Annotated in this window: 22 protein-coding genes and 2 pseudogenes; 10 read left to right on the forward strand and 14 right to left on the reverse strand. The window is 48.9% G+C overall.

Annotation, left to right across the window (positions count from 1 at the left end; translation table 11 throughout):
- Positions 1-15 precede the first annotated feature (15 nt).
- The 5 genes from umuC to AC4OVS_RS00930 all read right to left on the reverse strand — a co-directional run bounded on the left by umuC (position 16) and on the right by AC4OVS_RS00930 (position 3,385).
- Positions 16-1,281 carry a translesion error-prone DNA polymerase V subunit UmuC gene (gene umuC / locus AC4OVS_RS00910; protein ID WP_040027898.1) on the reverse strand — a complete coding sequence of 422 codons (1,266 nt, stop codon included), beginning with the start codon at positions 1,279-1,281 and terminating at the stop codon, positions 16-18.
- Positions 1,269-1,703, reverse strand: a complete 435-nt coding sequence (locus AC4OVS_RS00915; protein ID WP_011091030.1) for a LexA family protein — start codon at positions 1,701-1,703, stop codon at positions 1,269-1,271. The genes umuC and AC4OVS_RS00915 overlap by 13 nt, the downstream gene beginning before the upstream one ends.
- Positions 1,704-2,047: 344 nt before the next feature.
- Positions 2,048-2,380, reverse strand: a complete 333-nt coding sequence (gene pemK-mt / locus AC4OVS_RS00920; RefSeq protein WP_011091027.1) for a type II toxin-antitoxin system toxin endoribonuclease PemK-mt — start codon at positions 2,378-2,380, stop codon at positions 2,048-2,050.
- 1 nt (position 2,381) lies between these two features.
- Positions 2,382-2,639 (reverse strand): type II toxin-antitoxin system antitoxin PemI, encoded by a 258-nt coding sequence (gene pemI, locus AC4OVS_RS00925; protein WP_011091026.1) that lies wholly within the window; start codon positions 2,637-2,639, stop codon positions 2,382-2,384.
- A 92-nt stretch (positions 2,640-2,731) separates the two neighbouring features.
- Entirely contained in the window at positions 2,732-3,385 is a 654-nt protein-coding gene (locus AC4OVS_RS00930; RefSeq protein WP_011091025.1) for a CPBP family intramembrane glutamic endopeptidase, read from the reverse strand.
- Between the two features lie 112 nt (positions 3,386-3,497).
- Here AC4OVS_RS00930 and AC4OVS_RS00935 point away from each other — a divergent pair, with 112 nt between their 5' ends.
- The 6 genes from AC4OVS_RS00935 to AC4OVS_RS00960 all read left to right on the forward strand — a co-directional run bounded on the left by AC4OVS_RS00935 (position 3,498) and on the right by AC4OVS_RS00960 (position 9,273).
- Entirely contained in the window at positions 3,498-3,848 is a 351-nt protein-coding gene (locus AC4OVS_RS00935) for a DUF1496 domain-containing protein (protein WP_011091096.1), read from the forward strand.
- Positions 3,849-4,072: 224 nt separating this feature from the next.
- The gene (locus AC4OVS_RS00940) at positions 4,073-4,348 is read left to right on the forward strand and encodes a lytic transglycosylase domain-containing protein (RefSeq protein WP_077256341.1); all 276 of its coding nucleotides are present in this window, start codon (positions 4,073-4,075) and stop codon (positions 4,346-4,348) included.
- Complete coding sequence (locus AC4OVS_RS00945; protein ID WP_011091094.1) at positions 4,348-5,655, forward strand: secretion/conjugation apparatus DotM-related subunit; 1,308 nt, start codon at positions 4,348-4,350, stop codon at positions 5,653-5,655. The genes AC4OVS_RS00940 and AC4OVS_RS00945 overlap by 1 nt, the downstream gene beginning before the upstream one ends.
- Before the next feature lie 10 nt (positions 5,656-5,665).
- The gene (locus AC4OVS_RS00950) at positions 5,666-6,616 is read left to right on the forward strand and encodes a DsbC family protein (RefSeq protein WP_012579091.1); all 951 of its coding nucleotides are present in this window, start codon (positions 5,666-5,668) and stop codon (positions 6,614-6,616) included.
- Positions 6,617-6,628: 12 nt separating this feature from the next.
- The gene (locus tag AC4OVS_RS00955) at positions 6,629-8,716 is read left to right on the forward strand and encodes a P-loop NTPase family protein (RefSeq protein ID WP_011091092.1); all 2,088 of its coding nucleotides are present in this window, start codon (positions 6,629-6,631) and stop codon (positions 8,714-8,716) included.
- 47 nt (positions 8,717-8,763) lie between these two features.
- A complete protein-coding gene (locus tag AC4OVS_RS00960; protein ID WP_011091091.1) occupies positions 8,764-9,273 on the forward strand; it encodes a MucR family transcriptional regulator in 510 nt (169 codons plus the stop codon).
- Between the two features lie 54 nt (positions 9,274-9,327).
- Here the strand turns inward: AC4OVS_RS00960 and dqlB are convergent, their stop codons facing one another.
- The 3 genes and pseudogenes from dqlB to AC4OVS_RS00975 form a co-directional block, all read right to left on the reverse strand.
- Positions 9,328-9,423: a DinQ-like type I toxin DqlB gene (dqlB, locus tag AC4OVS_RS00965; protein ID WP_004206884.1), complete on the reverse strand. Its 96-nt coding sequence runs from the start codon at positions 9,421-9,423 to the stop codon at positions 9,328-9,330.
- A 437-nt stretch (positions 9,424-9,860) separates the two neighbouring features.
- A pseudogene (locus AC4OVS_RS00970) lies at positions 9,861-11,894 on the reverse strand (Tn3-like element Tn3 family transposase); the annotation flags it as partial.
- A gap of 44 nt (positions 11,895-11,938) precedes the next feature.
- Entirely contained in the window at positions 11,939-12,643 is a 705-nt protein-coding gene (locus tag AC4OVS_RS00975) for an IS6-like element IS26 family transposase (protein WP_001067858.1), read from the reverse strand.
- Between AC4OVS_RS00975 and repM the strand changes: the two genes are divergently transcribed.
- Together repM and AC4OVS_RS00985 are read left to right on the forward strand one after the other, a co-directional pair.
- Positions 12,634-13,461: a replication initiation protein RepM gene (repM, locus tag AC4OVS_RS00980; RefSeq protein ID WP_000534216.1), complete on the forward strand. Its 828-nt coding sequence runs from the start codon at positions 12,634-12,636 to the stop codon at positions 13,459-13,461. The genes AC4OVS_RS00975 and repM overlap by 10 nt on opposite strands.
- 66 nt (positions 13,462-13,527) lie before the next feature.
- Positions 13,528-14,070: a plasmid replication DNA-binding protein gene (locus AC4OVS_RS00985; protein ID WP_004896925.1), complete on the forward strand. Its 543-nt coding sequence runs from the start codon at positions 13,528-13,530 to the stop codon at positions 14,068-14,070.
- Between the two features lie 358 nt (positions 14,071-14,428).
- On the opposite strand, the gene AC4OVS_RS00990 is transcribed toward AC4OVS_RS00985, so the two are convergent.
- From AC4OVS_RS00990 to AC4OVS_RS01000, 3 genes are all read right to left on the reverse strand, one after another.
- Entirely contained in the window at positions 14,429-15,313 is an 885-nt protein-coding gene (locus AC4OVS_RS00990) for an Mph(E) family macrolide 2'-phosphotransferase (RefSeq protein ID WP_000155092.1), read from the reverse strand.
- A gap of 55 nt (positions 15,314-15,368) precedes the next feature.
- Positions 15,369-16,844: an ABC-F type ribosomal protection protein Msr(E) gene (msr(E), locus tag AC4OVS_RS00995; RefSeq protein WP_000052512.1), complete on the reverse strand. Its 1,476-nt coding sequence runs from the start codon at positions 16,842-16,844 to the stop codon at positions 15,369-15,371.
- A 398-nt stretch (positions 16,845-17,242) separates the two neighbouring features.
- Positions 17,243-18,427 carry an IS4-like element ISEc29 family transposase gene (locus tag AC4OVS_RS01000; RefSeq protein WP_002001451.1) on the reverse strand — a complete coding sequence of 395 codons (1,185 nt, stop codon included), beginning with the start codon at positions 18,425-18,427 and terminating at the stop codon, positions 17,243-17,245.
- Positions 18,428-18,475: 48 nt separating this feature from the next.
- On the opposite strand from AC4OVS_RS01000, the gene AC4OVS_RS01005 reads away from it, so the two are divergent.
- Positions 18,476-18,661 (forward strand): hypothetical protein, encoded by a 186-nt coding sequence (locus AC4OVS_RS01005; protein WP_002026779.1) that lies wholly within the window; start codon positions 18,476-18,478, stop codon positions 18,659-18,661.
- Positions 18,662-18,952: 291 nt separating this feature from the next.
- Complete coding sequence (locus AC4OVS_RS01010; protein WP_172691603.1) at positions 18,953-19,162, forward strand: aminomethyltransferase beta-barrel domain-containing protein; 210 nt, start codon at positions 18,953-18,955, stop codon at positions 19,160-19,162.
- Here the strand turns inward: AC4OVS_RS01010 and armA are convergent.
- The 3 genes and pseudogenes from armA to AC4OVS_RS01025 form a co-directional block, all read right to left on the reverse strand.
- Entirely contained in the window at positions 19,143-19,916 is a 774-nt protein-coding gene (armA, locus tag AC4OVS_RS01015; RefSeq protein WP_000359986.1) for a 16S rRNA (guanine(1405)-N(7))-methyltransferase ArmA, read from the reverse strand. The genes AC4OVS_RS01010 and armA overlap by 20 nt on opposite strands.
- Positions 19,917-20,241: 325 nt before the next feature.
- Positions 20,242-21,081 (reverse strand): annotated as a pseudogene (locus tag AC4OVS_RS01020) (IS5 family transposase); the annotation flags it as partial.
- Between the two features lie 233 nt (positions 21,082-21,314).
- On the reverse strand, positions 21,315-22,856 hold the full coding sequence (locus AC4OVS_RS01025) for an IS91-like element ISCR1 family transposase (protein WP_000050481.1): 1,542 nt from the start codon (positions 22,854-22,856) through the stop codon (positions 21,315-21,317).
- Positions 22,857-23,064 lie beyond the last annotated feature (208 nt).

Consider the following 23,064-nt stretch of genomic DNA (forward strand, 5'->3'; position numbering starts at 1 on the left):
GCCTGCACATCGCTGTTATCGCATAAACGCCGCGGGAATATCCTTCCACTGCGTGGTGTAGGCCGGAGACAACATTTCACGGCGCATGGCATATTCCGGATCAATACCTTCCCCGGCGAAGAAGACCCTTGACCTTCCTTCCCTGTTTATTTTGTCGATGGTGGCCATCAGTTTTTCGCTGCCCGGCCGCACTGCAGCCGGCGCAAACAGATCCAGCTGGGTTTCATGTCCCTGCAGATCGCTGAGCATCACGCCGGCTTTTGCATACCGCACACCCTCACGCCAGATACGCGACAGCCCCAGCTGCGCCGCGGCGATGATGTCGCGGGTATCCTGGCTTGGCACGGAAAGCACTTCCGTAGCCTGGTTACTGTAGGGCACACCGCCGGCGTCATAAGCACTGCTGCGGATAAAGACCGTTACCACCTTCGCCAGACGGTTTTCCTGGCGCAACTTTTCCCCTGCCCGTGTGGCATATTTAGTCACCGCCTGCTGCATCTGCGCCAGTTGCGTGACCCGCGATCCAAACGAGCGGGATACAACAAGCTGCTGTTTCGCGCCGGTACCTTCTTCCAGGGCAAAGCAGGCCTCGCCACGCAGCTCACGGATGGTCCGTTCCAGCGTCACACCGTACAGCCGGCGTGCAAGTCGGATATCCATCTCTGCGAGCGCCAGCGCCGTTTTGATCCCCATTGTCGCCAGCCCTTTTTCGGTACGATGGCCAACCCCCCACACATCGCCGGCCGACACCAGGCTCATCAGCCTTTTCAGTCTCACAGGATCACTGAGCGCCACAACCCCCCCGGTGGCAGGCCACGTCTTTGCGGCGTGGTTGCACAGCTTGGCCAGCGTCTTCGTTGGCGCGACGCCCACTCCACAGGTGAGCGTTGTCTGGCGCAGCACTTCAGCCCGCAAAAGCTGGCCAAACGCCTGCGGCGACATCACGCCCTCCATGTGAGACGCATCCGCAAAGAGCTCATCAATTGAGTAAACAAACGTCCGCGGCGCCAGACTTTCCACTACGGTTGCAAATCTGGCGGAGAATGAGGCGTAAAGGGTGTAGTTGGAACTGAATACGGCGACGTTATGCTGTTCCAGCAGGCGACGGCAGCGGAAATAGGGTTCCCCGCGGCGCACTCCCAGCGCTTTCGCCGCGCGATTGACCGCAACAAGCGCCCCGTCGTTGTTGCTGAGGACGACCACAGGGCGCCCCCGCAAATCAGGGCGGAACGCCTCTTCGCAGCTGCAGTACATCGAATTGACGTCGATTAAGGCGTACACGGGCGGTGACTCATAACAGTGAACGTAACCACACCCCATATCTGCAGCGCCTCCGGATCAAACCTGATTGGCGGAAAAGCCGGATTCAGCGGCATCAGGCAGGGGTAAGGGCGGAGCTGCAGCTGCTTGACCGTAAATTCATTATCGATGCTGGCAATCACGATGCTGCCGTGCCGGGGCTCTTCTGCCCGATCGACGACCAGCACATCGCCATCATGAATGCGGGCATCACGCATAGAATCTCCGGACACACGCAAGAAGTACGTTGCGGCCGGACGCCGCACGCAGTAATCATGCAGGTTAAGTTCATTTGCCTCATAGCCTGCGGCCGGACTGGGAAAGCCGGCCGCAACGGGTTCGGCAAAAAAAGGAAGTGCGGCGCCTTCCACTGAAGGCCGGGGATAAACGAGATCCAGCGCCATAATCTAGCCTCCAATAACTGTTTTTATATACAGTATATTGCAGACTTCAGGAAACAGGCAATGCCGGCATAAATATCGGGCCGGCACGCTTTTATTTATTGCAGAAACACCGCAGCTCTCGCGCAATGCTAGTGATCAGGATAAGGACAATCGCCGTACCAAACCCGGCCCCGATTGGCCTCAGAAAGCTGGTAAAGGCGGAGGACAAAGTTCTGTCATCATATGGATTAACCATGCTGCATAAATACGCCATCACCAGGCATGTGACAACGCAGATAAAAAACCACAAATACCTTATCAAATTTCCTGATTTCATCATGATGGTTCTCTGTCGAAACAATGGGTCAAGTCAGAATCGTGGCCAGACGACCAAGAACGTCATCCATGATAGCCTCTGGCACCCGTTCGAGTCGTTTGCCGCCGCGGGCTTTCATATCGATCGTCCGGGGTTGATCGCAACGCACAACGCCGGTGGTACGTATGCCGGCGCCGTCCAGCGACACCGCAAAGCCAGCAGTGCGGGCAAAATTGCCTCCGCTGGTCACGGGCACAACAACAGGCAGACGGGTCACGCGGTTAAAAGCAGCCGGCGTGACAATCAGCACCGGCCGCGTTCCCTGCTGCTCATGACCTGCGGTAGGGTCAAGCGAGACAAGCCAGATTTCCCCTCTTTCCATGTCAGATTTCCTCCTGACCAGCCACCGGCGCATCCAGCCATTCACGTTCTTCAGCCGAGATTTCAGCATTCGGATCGCACTGCGCTAGTAGCTCAGCCAGTGAATACTGCGGGCGTCTGTGCGGCTCCACAATCAGCCGGCCATTATCAATGACCATGCCAACTTCATTATCTGTACCCAGCGACAGCGCATTCAGCAGTGCCGGTGGAACGGTCAGCATAACTGAGCCGCCAACCTTCTTCAGTCGGGTGGTATGCATTGTTCACCTCCATAAAAGTTATATTTAAATATAACATCCACTAAAAAAACATACCAGGCTTTAACGCGCAATGTTTAATAAAAATATAACTTTCAGCCAAACAGTAAACCCAGCGCGGTTGCTTCCATATGCAGCAATACCGGCAGCAGCAGGCCGCCGCTTCTGATCCGGGCAGCTGATGTAATCAACCCCACCAGGAACAGTTCTGCCAGGGTCAGCAGGTTCTGATACTGGCTGTGCGCGGCGACGAACAGCAATGACGTTATCAGCGCCCCCAGCCACATCGTCCAGCGGTACCGTGAACGGAAGACGTTCAGCATGATCCCCCGGAACAGCGTTTCCTCATTCAGCGGTGCAAGGATAAAGATGGCCAGCAACGTCAGGATCACGTCGGGTATGGATTTATCGGCAAAAAGTTTCGTCATAAACGGCTCAGCGGGCAGGTCCAGCACTTTACCCAGCAGAAATTCTCCGACATACACCACGGCCATCGCACCGACCAGCCACGGTGCGCCAACGTTACGCAGCTGGCCAACAACCGGTAGCGGTGCGACCCAGCGGCGGTAAACCAGGAACACACACAGCAGGTACACCAGAACAGCACCATGAATGAAGAACAGCGTATTTTTCCCCAGCCCATAGAGCAGAACGGTCTGCCCCATGACAAACAGGGCCCCCCAGGCTATGGCCCAGGCTGCCAGCAGAACCAGCATAAATTGCAGATATTTATTACGTGACTGAATCATTTTATCCCCTGTTAATTTTTAAACAGAATCGGCTTGACACTCAGGCCGGTTTTCAGACCTAATTTAAATGATCCAGAAAATGATTACCGATTTTTTTAATGGAGAAAGTGAAATGAAATCCAACACGAAGATTGCTCTCATTCTGACCGCATCCGTAATCAGTTGCAGTGCCTTTGCTCAGAGTGTATCCGCGCCGAAAACCGATTCGTTGCTCAGCAGCATTCTGGGTGAACAGGTACAGACAAACCAACATCTTGTACAACTGCTGGCAAAGGATCAGAATGCCAGTCTTACACTGACCCCGGAACAAAAGAAAACCGCCTGCCTGTATGAAAGTCATTACTACAGCAGTGGCGCACGGCTTACCGTCGGAAAAGAGACGCTTCGCTGCACGCTGAGTGGCGAAATCCCGACATGGGAAAATGCGAATGAGGGCAACATTGTCTCTGTCGAAGGCAAATAAAATTCCTCTGACACCCTCTCAATTATGCGCACCAAAATGATTTAAAAAAATCTCCTTTTGATGGTATATTTTTTACTCGAAATAGAAATCATTAGGAGATTGTTATGGTTGATGCCCCGCCCTCAATCCCGCTGCCAACCTGCATGGTTGAAGCAGCACAGATTTATCACATTCCTCTCCGTGGATTCCTCGCCTTGTGGCTGACTGAAGGCGGGAAACCGGGAATGAAAAATAAAAACAAAAACGGTACTTACGATTACGGCGCATTCCAGATAAACACCATCTGGGCGAATAAGCTGGCGGCTGATTTTGGTGTGAGAGCGGAGCAGCTGCAGCACGACTTTTGCGCCTCTGCAATGGCCAGTGCCTACATCCTCAAATACAACATCATTCTCGAAGGGGGGGATTTCTGGCAGGGTGTCGGCCGCTATCACTCCAATACGCCGGCGCGTAAGGCCTGGTATATCGGGAAGGTTTACCAAAATTCTCTGAGGTTCTGATGCAAAACCAGCCACAACGGAAAGGGGGAGGGGATGATGGCCTGATGATTATCGGGGCCCTTCTCATCATGATCACAGTGATGTGGTTTGGCTTTCGTGATTATGTGATTTACGGAGCCTGTCGCCTGCTTTACTGGATCTACGGTGTACTGCCGGACGCCATTACACCGGGTAATGCGACCGAGCGCCGGGACATGCTGCTGTCGGCGGCGCGGTATAATCACCAGGTTTCGCTGTGGGACTTTATCAGCGTGATGAACGACACGGCCAGCGTGCTCTTTCCCCTGTTCATTTTAATCATCGGGTTGTTCGTCTGGGTTATCTCGCGCAATCCTTACTACCGTCTGACCCGTAAACTGACCATCCGGAACCTGCCCTGGGTGATGGTAAAAAACTATCCGGGGATAGCCCATATCCTCGCCCGGTTTGGCCACCTCGATCAGCTGCTGCTGAATGAAGATCCGGAAGAAGCACGCAGCGCGCAGTCACCCGTTGAGTTTGCCCAGGAACATAACCTGATTGATACCGCTAAACGCCGCCTCCGTAAAAAAGCCGCACATAAGGTATTCCTGTCACAGGTAAACCTGGCTCCCGAAGGGGCGGCCCTTTCCCTGGCACCCTGGGAAAAAGCACTCGCAGCCTCGTTTGTACATCTGCGGTTTATGGGCGACCGGCCAACGGCTAAATCCATTCTCGACGATCTCAACCGTTCCTGCCTGCGGACTAAAGACGGCTTCCCTGATTATTCGCTGGCCGCCGGGCTCTGGACCGTCGCCAGCCAGTGCGAAGCGTTCAGAGAATTTGCAAAGGGGCGCCGCAGCTCCCGTTCGCTACTCTACGCGCTGTTCGATGATGACCTGCAGCTGCCATCCGCAAATTTCCGGTGGCTGAAAGGCGTGGACCGCACGTTATGGTATGCACTTTCAAGCGCCGGCCGCGGGAAGTTCTTCATTGAAGGAGGTGGCGTTATTGCCTGGAGTCAGTGCGAAAGTTACCGGCTGACGCTCGATGAAGAAAAGGCGGCGAAATTCCCGCCAACCGTGCGGGCGGCCGTGCTGGGCCTTGAGCTGGATCTGCTCCATTACCGCCATATTGACCGCCGCGATCCCGCCATTCCGGTCGCTCACTGGCAGGAAGACGTTATACCGCCATTTGCATTTGAATCTGACGCTGAAGCGGAAGACGAGCCGGCTACGCCGCCTGCAGCTCCGCACGACACCCCGAACAACAGTCTGCGACTGACAGACGATGAACCGACGCCGGCTAAACCTCAGCCGGCAACCCGTCCCGATCACCTGGAACTCTAAGCGAGGAAGTATGAAACTCACCGTAAAAACCGATCGCAACACACTTTATCTTTCCGCTGACGGAAGCTACCAGGAACAAGCCCTGCACTCCTTCCCCCTGTCAGCCTGTCATTTTGGACTTGGCCATGATGCCGGCAGCGGCCACATCCTGACGCACAATACGTTTTCTGGTGAAGCGGTGCAGCTGTTCCGCTTTGAAAACGAATATCAGGCCATCGAGGCGCTGAACAATATCCGTAAAAAGCTGAAACAGCAGCGCGGACTCAATGCCGTGCGCCGGCTGTCTAACTTTATCTTCTGGCCAGTCGCCGCGCTGGGCTTTATCGTCTCCATCAACGGCGCGTTGATGAATATGCATCAGCCGGCACAGCCACTGCAGGCAAACTCGTATGCTCCCGCGCCGGGTCTGCAGCAGCCTGTCACTGCGCCGGAGCAGCTGCAGGTTCAGGCAGCACCTGAAGCCCCTAAAAAACTGGCTGATAACGACTTGCTGTCACTGAAAGATGCCGTCACCAGCGGACGCTTTACGATCTCGCTTTCAACCGGGCATAAACACACCCTGTATGTGTTTTCCGATCCGATGTGCCCGCACTGCCGCGCGCTGGAACCCCGGCTGCAGGAACTGAGCAAACGCTATAACGTCGAGATTTTCCCCGTGTCCGTTTATGGCGACCTGCGCTCGATGGTCCGCGCCGCTCCTGTACTCGATACCGGGAAAGATACCCGACTGAAAAGCTGGGAAGACACGATTAACATGGGATACACCACCATGAACCCGAAAATTGACGATCCGAAAACAGCCCCGGATACCACCGGCGCCCGCCTGGTTGACGCGAACAATATGGCATTTGCGAAATTCGGGTTTATCGGCACCCCGTCCATCGTTGCCGATTCGGGTGATGTGATCCCGGTTTCCGTCGTCAAAGACGATGCCCGCCTGCAGCAGGCAATAGGAGAATAACCCGGAGCCGCTATGCAACAGGAATCTGTAGACAGTAAAAAAGTCATCCGCCCAGATGGTTCGTTCATGGAGTGGTTCCTCACTCCGAACGTACAGTTTGGCCTGCTGGCCATACTGACCGTGCTGGGTCTGTTTCTCCCCTTTACCATGCTGCTGAGCATCCTCATCCTTCCGCCGCTGATGGTGGCATTCACGGATCGTAAATTCCGGCCACCGCTGCGAATGCCGAAAGACTGCGAAATGTTCGACGACACCCTGACCACGGAAACCCAGGCGGAATACCGTCTGGGGCCCATTCGCATCCCGCATAAGGTCCGGGAGCGAAAGAAAGCGAAGGGAATTTTATATGTCGGGTATGAGCGGGGACGCCTGTTCGGCCGCGAGCTGTGGCTGAACATGACGGACCTGCTGCGCCACATGGTATTTTTTGGTACCACCGGGTCGGGTAAAACCGAAACCTTCTATGGGTTTATCGTTAACTTCCTGCTGTGGTGCCGTGGCTACTGCCTCTCAGACGGTAAAGCAGATAACAAGCTGGCCTTCGCCACCTGGTCGCTGGCGCGCCGTTTCGGCCGTGAGGATGATTATTACGTCCTCAACCTGCTGACCGGCAGTATTGACAGGTTCGTGAACCTGGTGAAGCAGGAAAGCATCCCCGCGCAATCCAACTCAGTCAACCTCTTCAGCGTTGCCCCGCCGACCTTCATCATCCAGTTGATGGAATCCATGCTCCCCCAGGTGGGCGGAGATTCGGCACAGTGGCAGGATACGGCAAAAGCCATGATGTCGGCGCTGATCAATGCCCTGTGTTATAAGCGCGCCCGCGGCGAACTGCTTTTGTCACAGCGCACTATTCAGAAAAACATGTCGCTGCCGGCAATGGCCGCGCTGTACGTTGAGGCAAAGAAAAACGGCTGGCACAGCGAGGGTTACGCCGCGCTGGAAAGTTATCTGGAAAATACACCAGGCTTCCTGCTGGCCAACGCGGAATACCCGGAAACGTGGGAAGCCCGCGCCTTCGAACAGCATAACTACATGAGCCGTCAGTTCCTGAAGACGCTCTCCCTGTTCAATGAAACTTATGGCCATGTTTTTCCGGAAGACAGCGGCGATATCCGGATGGACGATATTTTCCACAATGACCGCATTCTCATCGTCATGATCCCGTCGCTGGAGCTGTCACGCGGTGAAGCGGCCACGCTTGGCCGTTTATATGTGACGCTGCAGCGAATGACCATCAGTAAGGACCTGGGCTACCAGCTGGAAGGGAAAAAAGAGGAAGTCCTGCTCACTCACGCGCTGAATAATCAGGCGCCATACGGGCTGATTTATGACGAGCTGGGCCAGTATTTCACCAGCGGTATGGATACGCTGAGTGCGCAGATGCGTTCACTGGAAAAAATGGGCGTATTTTCCTCCCAGGATCACCCGTCGCTCGCCCGCGGCGCGAACGGCGAGGTGGATTCGCTGATCGCCAACACCCGCGTGAAATATTTTGAGTCGATTGAAGACCGGAAAACCTTTGAAATACTGCGCGAAACCGTCGGCCAGGATTATTATTCAGAGCTCTCCGGGCAGGAAGCCGAACACGGCACGTTTTCCAAAACGGTCCGGGAAGGGGATCTGTACCAAATCCGTGAAAAGGACCGCGTGAACATTCGTGAGCTGCGTAAGCAGACCGAAGGTCAGGGGGTAATTTCTTTCCAGGATGCCCTGGTACGCAGCGCAGCGTTTTACATTCCGGACAATGAGAAGTTTTCCAGCGAACTGCCGATGCGGATAAACCGCTTTATCGAGGTATTACCGCCATCGCCGGCGACGCTGTACAGCATCTATCCGGAACGTAAGGATGATGAACTGGCGGAAACGAACCCGGATGCAATGCACTTCCCGCCGATCAAGCTGTTCGGCTACGACAAAGCGGCCAACAGCCTGCTGGAAAAAATTGAGGTCTTCTACGAGCTGCAGTGTGGCGCAATTTCACCGGAGGAAATGTCGGTGTGCCTGTTTGAACTGTTCGCTGACTGGCTTGATGGGACGGACACAGACGACGTGCTTTACCACCAGGAAGACGATCTGTTTCCGATGATCGAGATGTAACCCTGAACGCCGGCGTTTGCCGGCGTTGTTAATCAGGAGGCCAAACGATGGCTGATAAAGAAGAATTAACGGAAAAAATTCAATGCCTGGAGTGTGGAAAATACTTCTCGTTCCTGGCTCCGCACCTGAACAAAACCCATCAGATGAACGCCAGGGAATACCGCGAACGCTGGGCTATTCCGTTACACACCCCCCTTGCCAGCGTCAGCCATTCCCGTCAGTGCAGAGAGAATGTATTGAACCGCATACGGCGAGGCGAGATTAATCCCGATGAACAGCTCGCGCTCATGGCTGAAGGAAGGAAGCACGCCCCGGAACGTGCAACCAGCACCAGGCTGCATAAAGTGGCTGCGCGAAACGTAGCGCAGACACATCAGATCTGGAAGCACTCGCCAGTAGTGAAAGTGGTACCAGAAGCGCTCAGGGCTGAAGCCGTGAAAAGGATGGAGGCCAGAAAAGTAACGGGGGAAAAAGTTAAGGCAATTGCTGCTGATCTGAACCTGTCGGTTGGGTGTCTGTATAAGTGGGTGTCGGCCGCTAAACAGACTGTAAACTGAAGGTTTGTGTTAAAAGGCGGGGAGTGGTCCCCCCGCCTTTAGTTACGTTTCCGGTCAGTCAAAATACTGCCGGATCAGCTCCAGGACCGCTATCACAGCGTTAGACACTGCAACAACAGCCCGCAGAACGACGATTAACAAGTTAATCATCCGTTTGCTCCATACAGAGCAGGAACACCGCTGATCGCCCTTACATTGCCTGTCACAGCGGCTACCTCACGTCAATTGTTTAGATGTTCCCACTCCAGCCAGGGCATTGAAACAGCACCACCTGTTTTTCAACCAGGGCTTTAATCCGTTCACGCCGCGTAAGCGGGGGCTGGAGAAGAACGTCAACAGATTGACCCGCGCAGTATACCCTATTCCGGGTGGTTTGCATTTACTGCACTCATGGCGTAATATTTAACCGTCAATTGTTTAGGTGTTCCCGCCTCCATCCGGGGCAAAACATAAAAACCCGATCTCACCAGTCGGGTTTTTTTGTGCCGCCCTTCTGGCAGAAATCGCATTTACTCAAATAAGGGGTCTGACGCTCAGTGGAACGAAAACTCACGTTAAGCAACGTTTTCTGCCTCTGACGCCTCTTTTAATGGTCTCAGATGTCCTTTGGTCACCAGTTCTGCCAGCGTGAAGGAATAATGGCCGAGCATATTGATATGTCCGTGGCAAAGCGGGGAGAGGCGTGCGATATCTTCATCATTCAGTGTTTCACCCTGCGCCCGGAGATGATCCAGGGCTGCCTGCATATAAATAGTGTTCCATAACACGACGGCGTTAGTGACCAGCCCCAGTGTGCCCAGTTGATCTTCCTGACCGTCGGTATATCGTTTTCTTATCTCACCTTTTTGACCGTGACAGATGGCTCTGGCAACGGCATGGCGACTTTCTCCCCGATTAAGCTGGGTCAGAATGCGCCGGCGGTAATCTTCATCATCAATATAATTAAGCAGATACAGCGTTTTGTTGATGCGCCCCACTTCAATGATTGCCTGAGTCAGTCCGGAAGGACGTTCACTTTTCAGCAATGAACGGACCAGCACTGAAACCTGTACTTTGCCCAGCTTCAGGGAGCCAGCGGTCCGGATCATTTCGTCCCACTGAAGGACTATTTTTCGGGGATCTGATTGCCCTCTGGCAATATCATTCAGCACGCCATAGTCGGCATCATGGTCCATTCGCCAGAAAACCGAAGCACCGGCATCAGCCAGGCGTGGAGAAAACTGGTATCCCAGCAGCCAGAAAAGGCCAAAGACAAGTTCGCTGGCACCTGCTGTATCGGTCATAATTTCGGTTGGATTCAGCCCGGTCTCCTGTTCCAGAAGACCTTCCAGCACAAAGATAGAGTCCCTCAGCGTCCCCGGTATAACGATGCCATGAAAGCCGGAATACTGATCGGACACAAAGTTGTACCAGGTGATCCCTCTGTTATTACCAAAGTATTTGCGGTTCGGTCCGGCATTGATTGTTCTGACTGGCGTAACAAAGCGCATTCCATCTGCAGATGCCACTTCTCCTCCACCCCATATCTGTGCCAGTGGCAGCGTTGCCTGAAAATCAACCAGTCTGGCATTAGCGCTGGTGATAGTTTCAGCCCGCAGATAGTTCGCTTTTGTCCAGTTCAGCCGGTGTCGGGTCAGTGCAGGAACATTTGATCTGATCAGTGGTTCCAGACCGATATTGCAGGCTTCAGCCATCAGCACGGCGCTGATGCTGACGGGCAGATCATCAACTCTGGCACTGGCTTCACTAGCATGGAAAAACTCATCAGCAAATCCGGTATGGGCGTTAATTTCGAGCAGCAACTCCGTTAAATCCACCGGAGGGAGTAGATCACTGATCATTTTGCTCAGTCGTTTCAGACTGTCCGGCTCATCAAGACTGGCGAGGGGAGAAATTGTCAACCGGGGCTTCGGGCCAGAAACATCGAGTTCGACAGCCTCATTTTCGCAAAGACGTGCAGCAACCTGTCTGTAACGACTATCAAGCTGATGACCCAGAGATTTTATTGCTTCCTGCGGGTCTGTCGGGTGCCCCAAAGAACGATAAACCTTAATCCGGTTTGCCTGCCAGTCAGCACCCTGTAGTAATCTTGCACGAGGATCTCCCCACCGGTTACTGCCGGTAACGTAGACATCCCTCCGCCTCAGACTATCCTGCAGTTTACTGAGAAAGCAGAGCGTGTATCCCCTGCGGGTGATATGTTTTTCCTTGTTAATCACCAGCCGTTTCCATGACCGACTGATAATTTCCGTTGGTGCGTCGTCAAAAAACTGCCGCCGTGAGCTGAACTCCCGGCTGAGGTAGTCACAGGCATTCAGAGTGGTAACCCCGGCAGGTGCGGATGAAAATTTAACGGTATTCAGCAGATGGGGCAGGAAACGACGAACGCGCCCGTACTGCTCCACCATTTCTTCATGAAAATTATCGTCTGAGGGCCGGGCAATTTCACGGACAAGCGTGATGATTTCAGCCAGCTTTTGCCTTGGGATGTAGCTGAACACCTCAGCACGAATCGATTCGTCCGGTGTTTCTTCTTTCAGCAGGTACGAACATGCGCTGGCGAGCGCCAATGCAGATTTATCCAGATCCTTCAGCGAGCGGAGCCGTTTTTTCGGCACTGTTGCAAAGTTAGCGATGAGGCAGCCTTTTGTCTTATTCAAAGGCCTTACATTTCAAAAACTCTGCTTACCAGGCGCATTTCGCCCAGGGGATCACCATAATAAAATGCTGAGGCCTGGCCTTTGCGTAGTGCACGCATCACCTCAATACCTTTGATGGTGGCGTAAGCCGTCTTCATGGATTTAAATCCCAGCGTGGCGTTGATTATCCGTTTCAGTTTGCCATGATCGCATTCAATCACGTTGTTCCGGTACTTAATCTGTCGGTGTTCAACGTCAGACGGGCACCGGCCTTCGCGTTTGAGCAGAGCAAGCGCGCGACCATAGGCGGGCGCTTTATCCGTGTTGATGAATCGCGGGATCTGCCACTTCTTCACGTTGTTGAGGATTTTACCCAGAAACCGGTATGCAGCTTTGCTGTTACGACGGGAGGAGAGATAAAAATCGACAGTGCGGCCCCGGCTGTCGACGGCCCGGTACAGATACGCCCAGCGGCCATTGACCTTCACGTAGGTTTCATCCATGTGCCACGGGCAAAGATCGGAAGGGTTACGCCAGTACCAGCGCAGCCGTTTTTCCATTTCAGGCGCATAACGCTGAACCCAGCGGTAAATCGTGGAGTGATCGACATTCACTCCGCGTTCAGCCAGCATCTCCTGCAGCTCACGGTAACTGATGCCGTATTTGCAGTACCAGCGTACGGCCCACAGAATGATGTCACGCTGAAAATGCCGGCCTTTGAATGGGTTCATGTGCAGCTCCATCAGCAAAAGGGGATGATAAGTTTATCACCACCGACTATTTGCAACAGTGCCGTGTACATCGAAATACGGCTTATCAGGCGTTAAAAGATGCTTGCGATGACTTGTTTGCAAGACAATTCAGTTATCAGAGTCTTAGTGAAAAAGGTAACACTATTAATCACAAATCAAGATGGGTGAGCGAGGTGGCTTATATTGATAATGAAGCTGTCGTTAGACTTATTTTTGCCCCTGCTATTGTGCCTTTAATTACTAGGTTAGAAGAACAATTTACAAAGTATGAAATACAACAAATAAGTAATTTAACAAGTGCTTATGCTGTTCGTTTATATGAAATATTGATTGCATGGCGTAGTACTGGAAAAACGCCTCTCATAACTATGTATGATTTTAGACAAAAAATAGGTGTACTCGAGACTGAATACAAACGAATGTATGATTTTAAAAAATATGTTTTAGACATTGCATTAAAACAAGTAAATGAACATACCGATATTATTGTCAAAGTTGAACAGCATAAAACAGGTAGATCTATTACTGGTTTTTCATTTAGCTTTAAACAGAAAAAATCAGCCACGCATTCAGTCGAATCTAAAAGAGATCCGAATACATTAGACCTCTTTTCAAAAATAACAGATAAACAACGCCATCTATTCGCCAACAAGCTCTCAGAGCTTCCTGAGATGAGTAAATATTCACAAGGCACAGAAAGCTATCAGCAGTTTGCTGTACGTATAGCTGCCATGCTGCAAGATGCAGAGAAATTTAAGGAATTACTTCCTTTACTCAGAAAATTAGGATTTCAATGACATTGTTAATTGAAATTGTTAAGTTAACAGTCAGGTATTAACACAAGTTGAAAACTGGTTTACATAATGAAAAAACTGTCAGTTTCAGAGTTAGCTAAGCTTTATGGATATTCAAGACAAGCCATATATGCACATATAAACAAAGGAAATTTATCTAAAGGATCTGATGGATTAATTGACTTTTCAGAGGCCCTAAGAGTTTTTGGGGAACCACAAAAAAAAGAGGATACAGTCAATCAAAGTCAATCAATTAACAGTCAAAACTTGACAGAAGTTGACTTACTAAAACGTCAAGTTGACATACTGGAAAAACAATTAAATCAGGCAATACAGAGAGAAAATCAATCTTTAGAACGTGAATCGTTTTATCAAGAACAGATTGAAGCTATGCAGCGCTTACTAGAAGCACCAAAAGCCAATATGACTACCTTTACCGATCAGAGCTTTAAACAGGATATAGCAACGGATCCTCGGTCGGAACTAGCAACGAACTATGACGAATTGACTACTCCTCAGCAAGACAATAAGCGTATTCCTATCCCGGAGCATGTTGAACCAGAACAGAAGAAGAGAGGCTTCCTAAGCCGCTTTTTCCTTCCATATGGTTAGCCAAGACTCCAGTTTTTTGAAGAGCCAATTTCAGTGCAAGCACTTGAAATAATGACTCCTCAAAAAACCGGATGATGTTTATTAAAACTGAATAAAACCGTGGAACATCGCTCAATTAGTGATCGTGGAACATGAATAATCAATAAAAAGCCGTTCTGGTGCCCTATACTCCAGAACGGCTTACGTTAATATAATGATATTTAAAGAGAAATATCAAGCATTTCGTATAAGAAATTTTATGTTAAATGATTGTTAGAAATGCCCCTTGATCGAGGCATTTTCTATAAAGAATACTAAAAACTAATTAAAGCCAACCAAGTTTCAAAACAAGGCAGTTCTCAGCAATCATATTTTTAAATTATATAACTCCCAACTGAGCTTTTGCTCCAACGATAAGGCTTTCATTTTGAGTTTCTAAGGCAAATAAACCATACATCAAAGGAGAGGCCGCTGCTCTTTCTAAAGTCTGTTCATATAGTTTATTCCAAACTTTACCCCCTAGTTTTTCATACTCGATGATTAGAGTTTTGAGGCTTTCTTCTCCAAACAAAGTTACATGCCCAGCAAAATCAATCGCTGGGTCATCTATATGGGCTGTTGACCAATCAATAACGCCTGAAACAGCTCCATCCTTTGAAGCTAGTACATGCCCAGCATATAAATCGCCATGTATAAATTGGGTGAAATCTGCCCATAGAACATCATTATCCAACCATTTTCTGTAGCGGGTTTCCAATTGCTCACTTATACCAATTTCAGATTTTACTAACTGCAAATTGTTTGCTATTTCAGGTCTTAAATCTGAAGGTTTCATAATTTTCAAATCATTTTCCCGAACTTCTTTTTCAGGAATACTATGGATTTCAAATAAGGTTTTTGCCAAAGATGTTATGTATTTCGGGCTATCTTTGTCCATATTCCAAATTATTTCATAGGTTTCAGCATCCAAATTTAAAACAGGATTATCTTTAAGTATGGGATAAGCCACTAATTCTGTAGATGAAATTCTCCAATCAGGAACCTCTACAGAAAGATGTTTTTTTACCAATTCTAAAATGCGTTTTTCTTTCTTGATTTGTTCCCTCATGCCATCACGACGAGGAATACGCAGCAACCATTGTTGCCCCTTTGTATCAAGAGCAAAAACGACCTTAAAATCAATGCCCATTTCATTGAAATTCATTTTGTCCGTAAGCAACAAGCCGTGTGCTTCAGCAAGTGATTGAATATCTTGAATTGTCATTTTTAATTTCCTTTAAAGAGTTCAATAATTAATGTTCGGATTAGATTGGCTATCATTAACAATCTCTCTCAAAAGTCTTGATGATTTTGTGGTCTTTGATCTCGTAGATAATGTCAGCAATATTATCGACCAATTGCTTGTCATGAGATACGAAGATAATAGTTCCTGCATAGGACTTCATCATTGTTTCTAATGCGGCAATACTTTTTAGGTCAAGATAGTTTCCTGGTTCATCCATAAGCAAAATATTATATTTTCCTAAAAGCATTTTGGATAAAAGCAGTTTGATGATTTCACCTCCCGATAAGTCGGATAAGTTTTTTTGAATATCATTCGCTCCGATCCCCATTGAAGCCAATACTGCACGAATTTCCGCAACTGTGTACTCGCACTCTTCCTGCATAAAGGAGAGCACAGATTTATGCGTGTTAAATTTATATCCTGTTTGTGTAAAGTAGCCAATTTCAGCTTTTGGAGATATGGTTAATCCATCAGCACGTTCTGATATCATTTTTAACAAGGACGTTTTCCCTGTTCCATTCGATCCAGTTATAGCGACTTTAGCGCCAAGCGGTATTATAAAGTTAGCGTCATCAAAGATAGTACGGCTACCAAATTTTAAGCTCAGACCATCTGCCGTAATCGGGAACTTATTGTGCAGTTCTAGGGCTGAACTTTGACGAAAACGAATAGAACGCAAATGCTCTGGTGCTTGAATATCTTCTAATGCAGCCAAACGCTTTTCCATACTCTTAGCTGCCTGATACAGTTTTCTTTGCTTGGTGCCAGTCATTTTTGCATGCCCAAGTCGTCCAGCACTTTCGGTAGAGTTTTTGGATTTTTCTCCTTTTTTCTTATTGTCTAATCGATTAGCTTGCTGGCGTTTTTCTTGCACAGCAGATTCTAATCGCTCCCGTTCCTTCATCATCAGCTCATATTCTACGGCTTGGTGTTGTCGCTCTTCTTCTTTTTGACGCAAGTAATCCGAGTAACCACCCCAATATTCCGTAATTTTACCGTCTTTTAACTCCCATATCTTGTCTACAACCATATCAAGAAAATATCGGTCATGACTGATAACAAGTAATGCTCCATCAAATGCTTTAAGTTGACCAATAAGTAGATCTATTCCATTGAGATCAAGGTGGCTGGTTGGTTCATCCGCTAGAATGCCATGTACTTGTTGGGAAAATGCGGCAGCAATTTTTGCACGAGTTTCCTCTCCGCCACTCATTGTGTCGTTTTGTACATTGGAAACACCAAGGCGAGATAACATTGCCCGGTCTTCGACCGTTTCTATTTCGATTCCGCCCAGTTGGCTGATATGTGCAAAATCACCAAAACGCTGTAATGTCGCTTCGGCTAAAACAATTTCGCCATTAAGTACTTTGAGTAAACTACTCTTTCCTGCTCCGTTATCACCCACAAGACCAATACGGTCATAAGAGTGAATTTCCAATTCATCAATATCCAAAACATCACGCCCAGCATAATCCAAGCGTATGTTTCTCGCTTTAATAATTAAACTCATTTTTATTTACTCCTGTTTAGCTCTTGAAATTTTTTATGCAGCAAACAGGATTTAGGTGAAAACAAAAGCTAGCATCACAGTGTCCTCCCAAAAAAAAAGCTATTCATCCACAGGGTGGACAAATAGCTAGTCAATTAAGTTATAACTGGAAACTATGCACTAAAAGCATACTTATAAATTAAGCATACTTTTACTTTATATATCCGCATATATTCTTAAAGACACAACAAAAGCCCACCATTATAAAATAGTGTCACTATGCAAATAGTTGTGTCTTAACGAATGCGGATAGAATGCATAAACTTACCTAAAAAATAAAATTCAGTTTTATGATAACTTTACTGTTAAAAGAAGTCTAGACAACCTGAGGGATCCCCACAAAATTTCCATTCATACAATCAGCTATCAGCCTGTTTGATTACTGCCCAGTCCCACTGAACCACCCACTGTAGTATTTGTTTAAGTCCCTGCTGATAATATTGCCTGCGTATTCGCTGTTTGGGTTCTTTGCAAAGTAATATCCCAAGGAAATTCAGGGCCAATACCCGCCTATTTTTAACGGTGTTAGCTTGATAACGCAGGTGCAAACCCGCTTTCTCCGCTGCGCTACCTAGCAGGTAATGAAACCAATTAACCAATGCGGCCAGTAGTAGCAGTATCTCTAAGCGAGATTTCTTCTTGGTACCATGCAAATCGCTACCCAGGCCATAGCGGTGACTTTTCTGATCACGGAAGCTTTCTTCAATTTGCATTCGGCTACTGTAGCACTTAGCAATTTTATCCGCATACCCATGGCAGTCAGCTAAGGATGACACCAACAACCATGGTTCCTTATACGTCTTATTTTTATCGCGTTTCAATAGCTTATAACCTTTGCCAACCAGGACGGCCTGCGTTTCATAGTGTTGTGTTTGGGCAAGCATGATTTTTCCTACACTTTTTGGATCCTTCTTCGCTTGCCGATAAAGCTGATTAACACTGATAAACTTGTCCTGCTCTGCCAATTTAAGCTTCACATTGCCTCGAACTCTAGCTACATAATGCCATCCCAGCTTACGCACTTGTTTCAGCCATGGAACTTTAAACCCCGCGTCAGTGACAATTACGGGCTTACAGTCCTTGGGTAGCATGGCTTTAAGCTGCTTTAAAAACGCCCCGTGTAGGTGTGGGCAGGTATAATCTTCTGCGGCGGCAATCTTCTGTAGCAGAGTCAACGCTCTACCGTCAGCGGCAATGCTGGCACGCAGGATAAAGTGTCGCTTGGCAGTATCGGCATTGCTCCAGTCAACCAAAATCATCGGCTTAGTTTTATGGCCAACAATAGAAGCCGTCAGCGCAGCATAAATCAATGGCAGCTCTCGTTGCAGGTTAGGATTATTGAGTAGACGATCTGCCCGTTTGATACTGACCTTATCTGAAGAGCCAGGCATCGCCCGGCCAATCGCAGTAACGGTGCAACACGCATCCTTTGCCAGGGCGGTTACCGCATCTAGCAAAACCGAAAATCGGGCTTTATGCATTGATTTTGGCGTGACAAAGGTGAGGAAATCAGCGAGCATAGCTTTTACATTCATGGTGAGCATCCGCGGTGTGGGAGTTTTGGCGAATGATCAGATCAGGAACCGCCATGAATGTTCCCCAATCAACTAACATTTTATTTTAACTACAGAATTTCTGGGGATACCTCAGGTGGTTTGCAACTCTTTGGTTTAATTGGTTTGATTTATGGGCCAATTATTTTTGCGTTAACCATGGTGCTGTTACGGCTTTATACTATTGAGTTTAAAGATTTTCTGGAACGCCAAGACAATAGCTAACAATAAGATTGTTGTACTTTAGCGCTTCGCCCTGCCCATATCGGTATACAGTGCATTTACGGGAGAAAAAACGGCTCAAACAGGAAAAAATGAAATGACTGAGTCAGCCGAGAAGAATTTCCCCGCTTATTCGCACCTTCCCTAGATTGCTTTTGAGCCATGCATGCATTTGTTTTTAACCTTCTAAACTGTAGTTGAAACCTATCTTTTCCTCAAAATATCCTCTATGTTGTCCAAGGAAAAGATAATCCAAAACTTTGGAAAAACATAGTAAGTGTTTCAGAATTGCACTTGATAAACGAAACTTCATTACTTAATAATAACTATACAGCATCTATCCGTTATAGAAGTCAGGATACACCAGTAAAAGTAACCCAGAATGAAAATGGATATATATTTGAATTTTCTGCACCACAATGGGCTCCAGCCGTTGGACAGAGTTTAGTACTTTTCCAAGAAAATGAGTGCCTTGGAGGCGGAGTTATTTCTGAAATCCACTAGTAATATATACTAACTCATTCCCTATAACCTTCGAATCAAGGATTTTTATCCAACCTTTTGTAAAAGATTCAAACCATAGCTGGTAATTCTCTTCCATTCCCTTCTCCTTTCCAGATAAAGACTTTATTGGAAAAGATATTACAAAGTTTTGAGTATGAAAAAGCTGTAGGAAATCCAAGATATTTACATCTTGCTGTTTTAGCACAGGAAGCATCTTTAAAAGGAATACTACATCATAAGTACCTTTGTAGACATCACTCTCTTTATTCAAAAACCTATACTTTATCGTCGTCTTTAACTTCCCAATAATGCTACTCAAAAAAGCTATCTCAGCTCTATCAATATCGTATGCATGATATATTATTTTTTCATTTTCATTCCATTGGTATAAAGCTAATGGATTGAAGCCACAACCAAAATCTAAAATAGATGAGACATGTTTGATATTTCCAAATACATAAGTGTAAAAGTCATTTAATGTTGCGACTCTTTCATTCGTCGAAGAATGAATCTTTAGTAAATCTTCTATTGATAACTGCCCCTGATTGTACTTTTTTAATAATTTATCCCAATTAGGATAGGCAGAATAGTAAGACCCCCATATTTGATGCAATTTCTTTTTAGAATAATTCTCAACTTCCTTTAATTTATATTTCTTCTCAGAAATGGAAACAACCTTTTCAACAATATCTGAATCAAGGTTTTCGTACTTTTTTGATTCAAGTATCTTCTTAACAACATCATTCTTATCCATTTGAAAGAACCTACAAGTTAAGTATTTGATAGGAACTGTCATTTCGGGTTTTTTGCGGTTTCGGGTCAAAATTCGGTTTTTCCCCCGAACTACGACTGTTTTCGCACCCCGAACAACTAATCCAATCAGAATTTTCCGGCAACGCCGACTCTAAGAAGTGTAATTCCAGTCCATTTCTGCCGTCAACCCCTGATTCGCGTTAATGCGACAAAGCTCAAACACATAACTCCCCCACGAAGCCATATAAACTCCGATTTCGAGGTGTTATCGGCGTTGTTGACCAAATCCGTCGCTGGATGGCCGTTCCCCAACCCGTTGATACCACTCAATTCACTGGCTGGCGAACAGGCATACCAAGCCCTATCAGCTTGTTCATCACCTTCACGCCAGCCAGGATTTCGCCCACCTGGGCGTTGTAGTTCCGCAGGCTCAGCGTTGGCCCGATGAGTTGCTTGAACCGGTACATGGCGGTCTCGGCTATCGAGCGCTGGTGATAGCCGGAGTCTTTCTTCCATTGCTTCAGTTCACCGGCCTTGAGCGCCGTCACCGCCTCGTTGCGGGGATGGCCTTCCTCCCACGGTGCCGCATTTTTTCTCGGCGGTATGGTGGCTTTCGCCCCCTTTTTCTTCAGTAGCGCATGACAGGCCTTGGTGTCATACGCACCATCGGCGCTGACCTGTTTTATCTTGCGTCGTAAGGGGTTGAGCAACGTCGGTAACACCTCGTTATCCGCCACCGTCTCCAGGCTGACTTCGGCAGCGATGACCGCATGGGTTGTGGCATCCACCGCCAAGTGGAGCTTGCGCCACACTCGTCGCTTCTCCTTGCCGTGTTTGCGAATTTTCCATTCGCCTTCGCCATAGACCTTGAGGCCGGTGGCATCAATGACCAAGTGAGCCACCGGGCCTTGGCTGGGGAGGCGGTACTTGATGTCGACGGTCTTGGCGCGCTTGCTGATACAGCTATAGTCCGGCGACTGCAAAGGCACCGCCATCAGTTGGAACAACGAGTTAATGAAGCCTTCTAGCGCCCGCAGCGGCAACTTGAACAAGCCTTTTAGCATCAGGGCCGTCTCAATGGCGGTGTCACTGTAGTGGAAACCTCTCCCTCGGCGGCCATGGTGGACCAGGCAATGCCACTGCTTAATGGCTTGTTCGTCCATCCAGGGGTATAGGAAGTATAAACCACCTTTTTGCTCCTCATCCGAAGTATCTTACCTGAAATTCCCTCACTCGTTTACCGCTCAAGCCCCAATTTTAACTGCCGGTCCAGCCTAAACCGCTCTAATAAGGTTCGATTTGGCGGTAAAATCTCTAGCCTGATAGCTCGAGAGATACAAACTGCCCCACCGCCCCGTTTAAAAGTTGGCAGTGTTGAGCAGTGTTGGATTTGGGGTCGTCAGTCAAAGAGACGACTCTGTGATGGATCGAACAGGCTGGGAGTCAGTGGCGGCGCTCGTTCTGGTGGCAGCTCACGCTGCTTGGCGGCATTCGCCTTGGCTGTTTTCTGTTTCAGATGCTTGAGAATCTGCTCAATGACCTTCGGATCTTCGATGCTGGCAATCACTTTGACGTGACCGCCGCAGTGTTCGCAGACTTCAATATCAATATTGAAGACTCGCTTGAGGCGTTGCATCCAGGTCATGGCGCGGTGGCGCTCTGCAGGACTCTTGTCACGCCAGTTAGTATCGAGACCTTCCGATTTGTCGGGCTTCTTGCCCCGCTTGGCGGGTGTTACTTGAACTCGGTGTTTGCTGTTCGGTGCAAAGACGCCGTGGAAGCGTGTGAGGTTGACTCGCGGCTTAGGTACCAACGCAGCGAGTTTGGCGATGAAGTCCAGCGGCTCGAAGATCACATGGGTGGTGCCATTGCGGTACGGAGTTTTGAGCTCGTAACGCACCTGCCCATTGGCGGTTAATGCCAGACGTTTTTCTGAAACCGCTGGCCGACTAATGTAGCGACACAAGCGCTCAAGCTTATCCCGCTGATGCGCTTCGGCCATCACACCGGCGTGTAGCGAGAAACCAGCATGGTTGGCTACTCGACTGCTTGAGTCGGCTTTATCCTCACGCCCTGGCAAGGTTTGCAGGGTGAAGACTTTGCGCCCTTGCTGGGGGCCGACGGCAATGCGATACGTAACCGAAGCACCATGTAATTGAGTCAGCGTATCGTCTTCGCCCTCTTCCAGTGTCAACCACGTATTCTCGGCATCACGCTCCAAAATCCCACGCTTTTCCATGCAGCGAGCGATGCGATGGCTGAGGGTGTGAGCGAGCGTATTCAGCTCATCGTAAGTGGGTGCCTTGACACGATGGAAGCGTTGCTTGCCATAGTCATCTTCGGCATAGACACCATCGAGAAACAGCATGTGGTAGTGGACATTGAGATTTAGCGCGGAGCCAAAGCGTTGGATAAGAGTCACTGAGCCAGTTTGTGCAGAGGCTTTGGTGTAACCGGCTTTTTTGATCAGATGAGTTGAGAGTGTACGATAGACGATACTCAAGACCTGGCCCATCAGCTGGGGATGGCGAGCCAGCAAAAAGCGTAGCTGGAAAGGAAAGCTGAGCACCCACTGGCGAATGGGCTCCTTGGGGAAGACTTCGTCTATCAGCAGCGCCGCACTCTCGGCCATCCGGCGGGCACCGCAGCTAGGGCAAAAGCCGCGTCGTTTACAGCTGAAGGCGACCAGACGCTCGTGATGACAATCCTCGCAGCGAACCCGCATGAAACCATACTCCAGACGGCCACATTGGAGGAGGTCGTTGAATTCTTGTTGGATGTAGCGAGGCAGGTGTTGACCTTGGGCTTCGAGTGAGGCTTTGAAGGCTGGGTAGTGCTGCTCAACCAGCTGGTAGAGCAGCGTCTGGTCGGGTTGGTGGCGTTCGTAACCGTTTGTTTGAGTGGGCGATTGACTCGCCGTGGCGTTCCTTGCCAGCGACATGGGTATCCTCCGCTGATACTGTGGTTATGTACAGTATCAGCGGCTTGCGTTCAGACGTCCAGTCTGGCCCTAGACATCGCTAAATGCTTAACCCGCAATAGCCCTCACGAGTTGTTATCAGCCACTACCGGTTGAGCGAGAAGGTTTTGGGTTCAGGGTGCTATTGCTCCACCAATCACAATACTGAAGCCCCAACTGTTATCAGTTG

This window comes from Enterobacter sp. 4974935, from assembly GCF_058661735.1.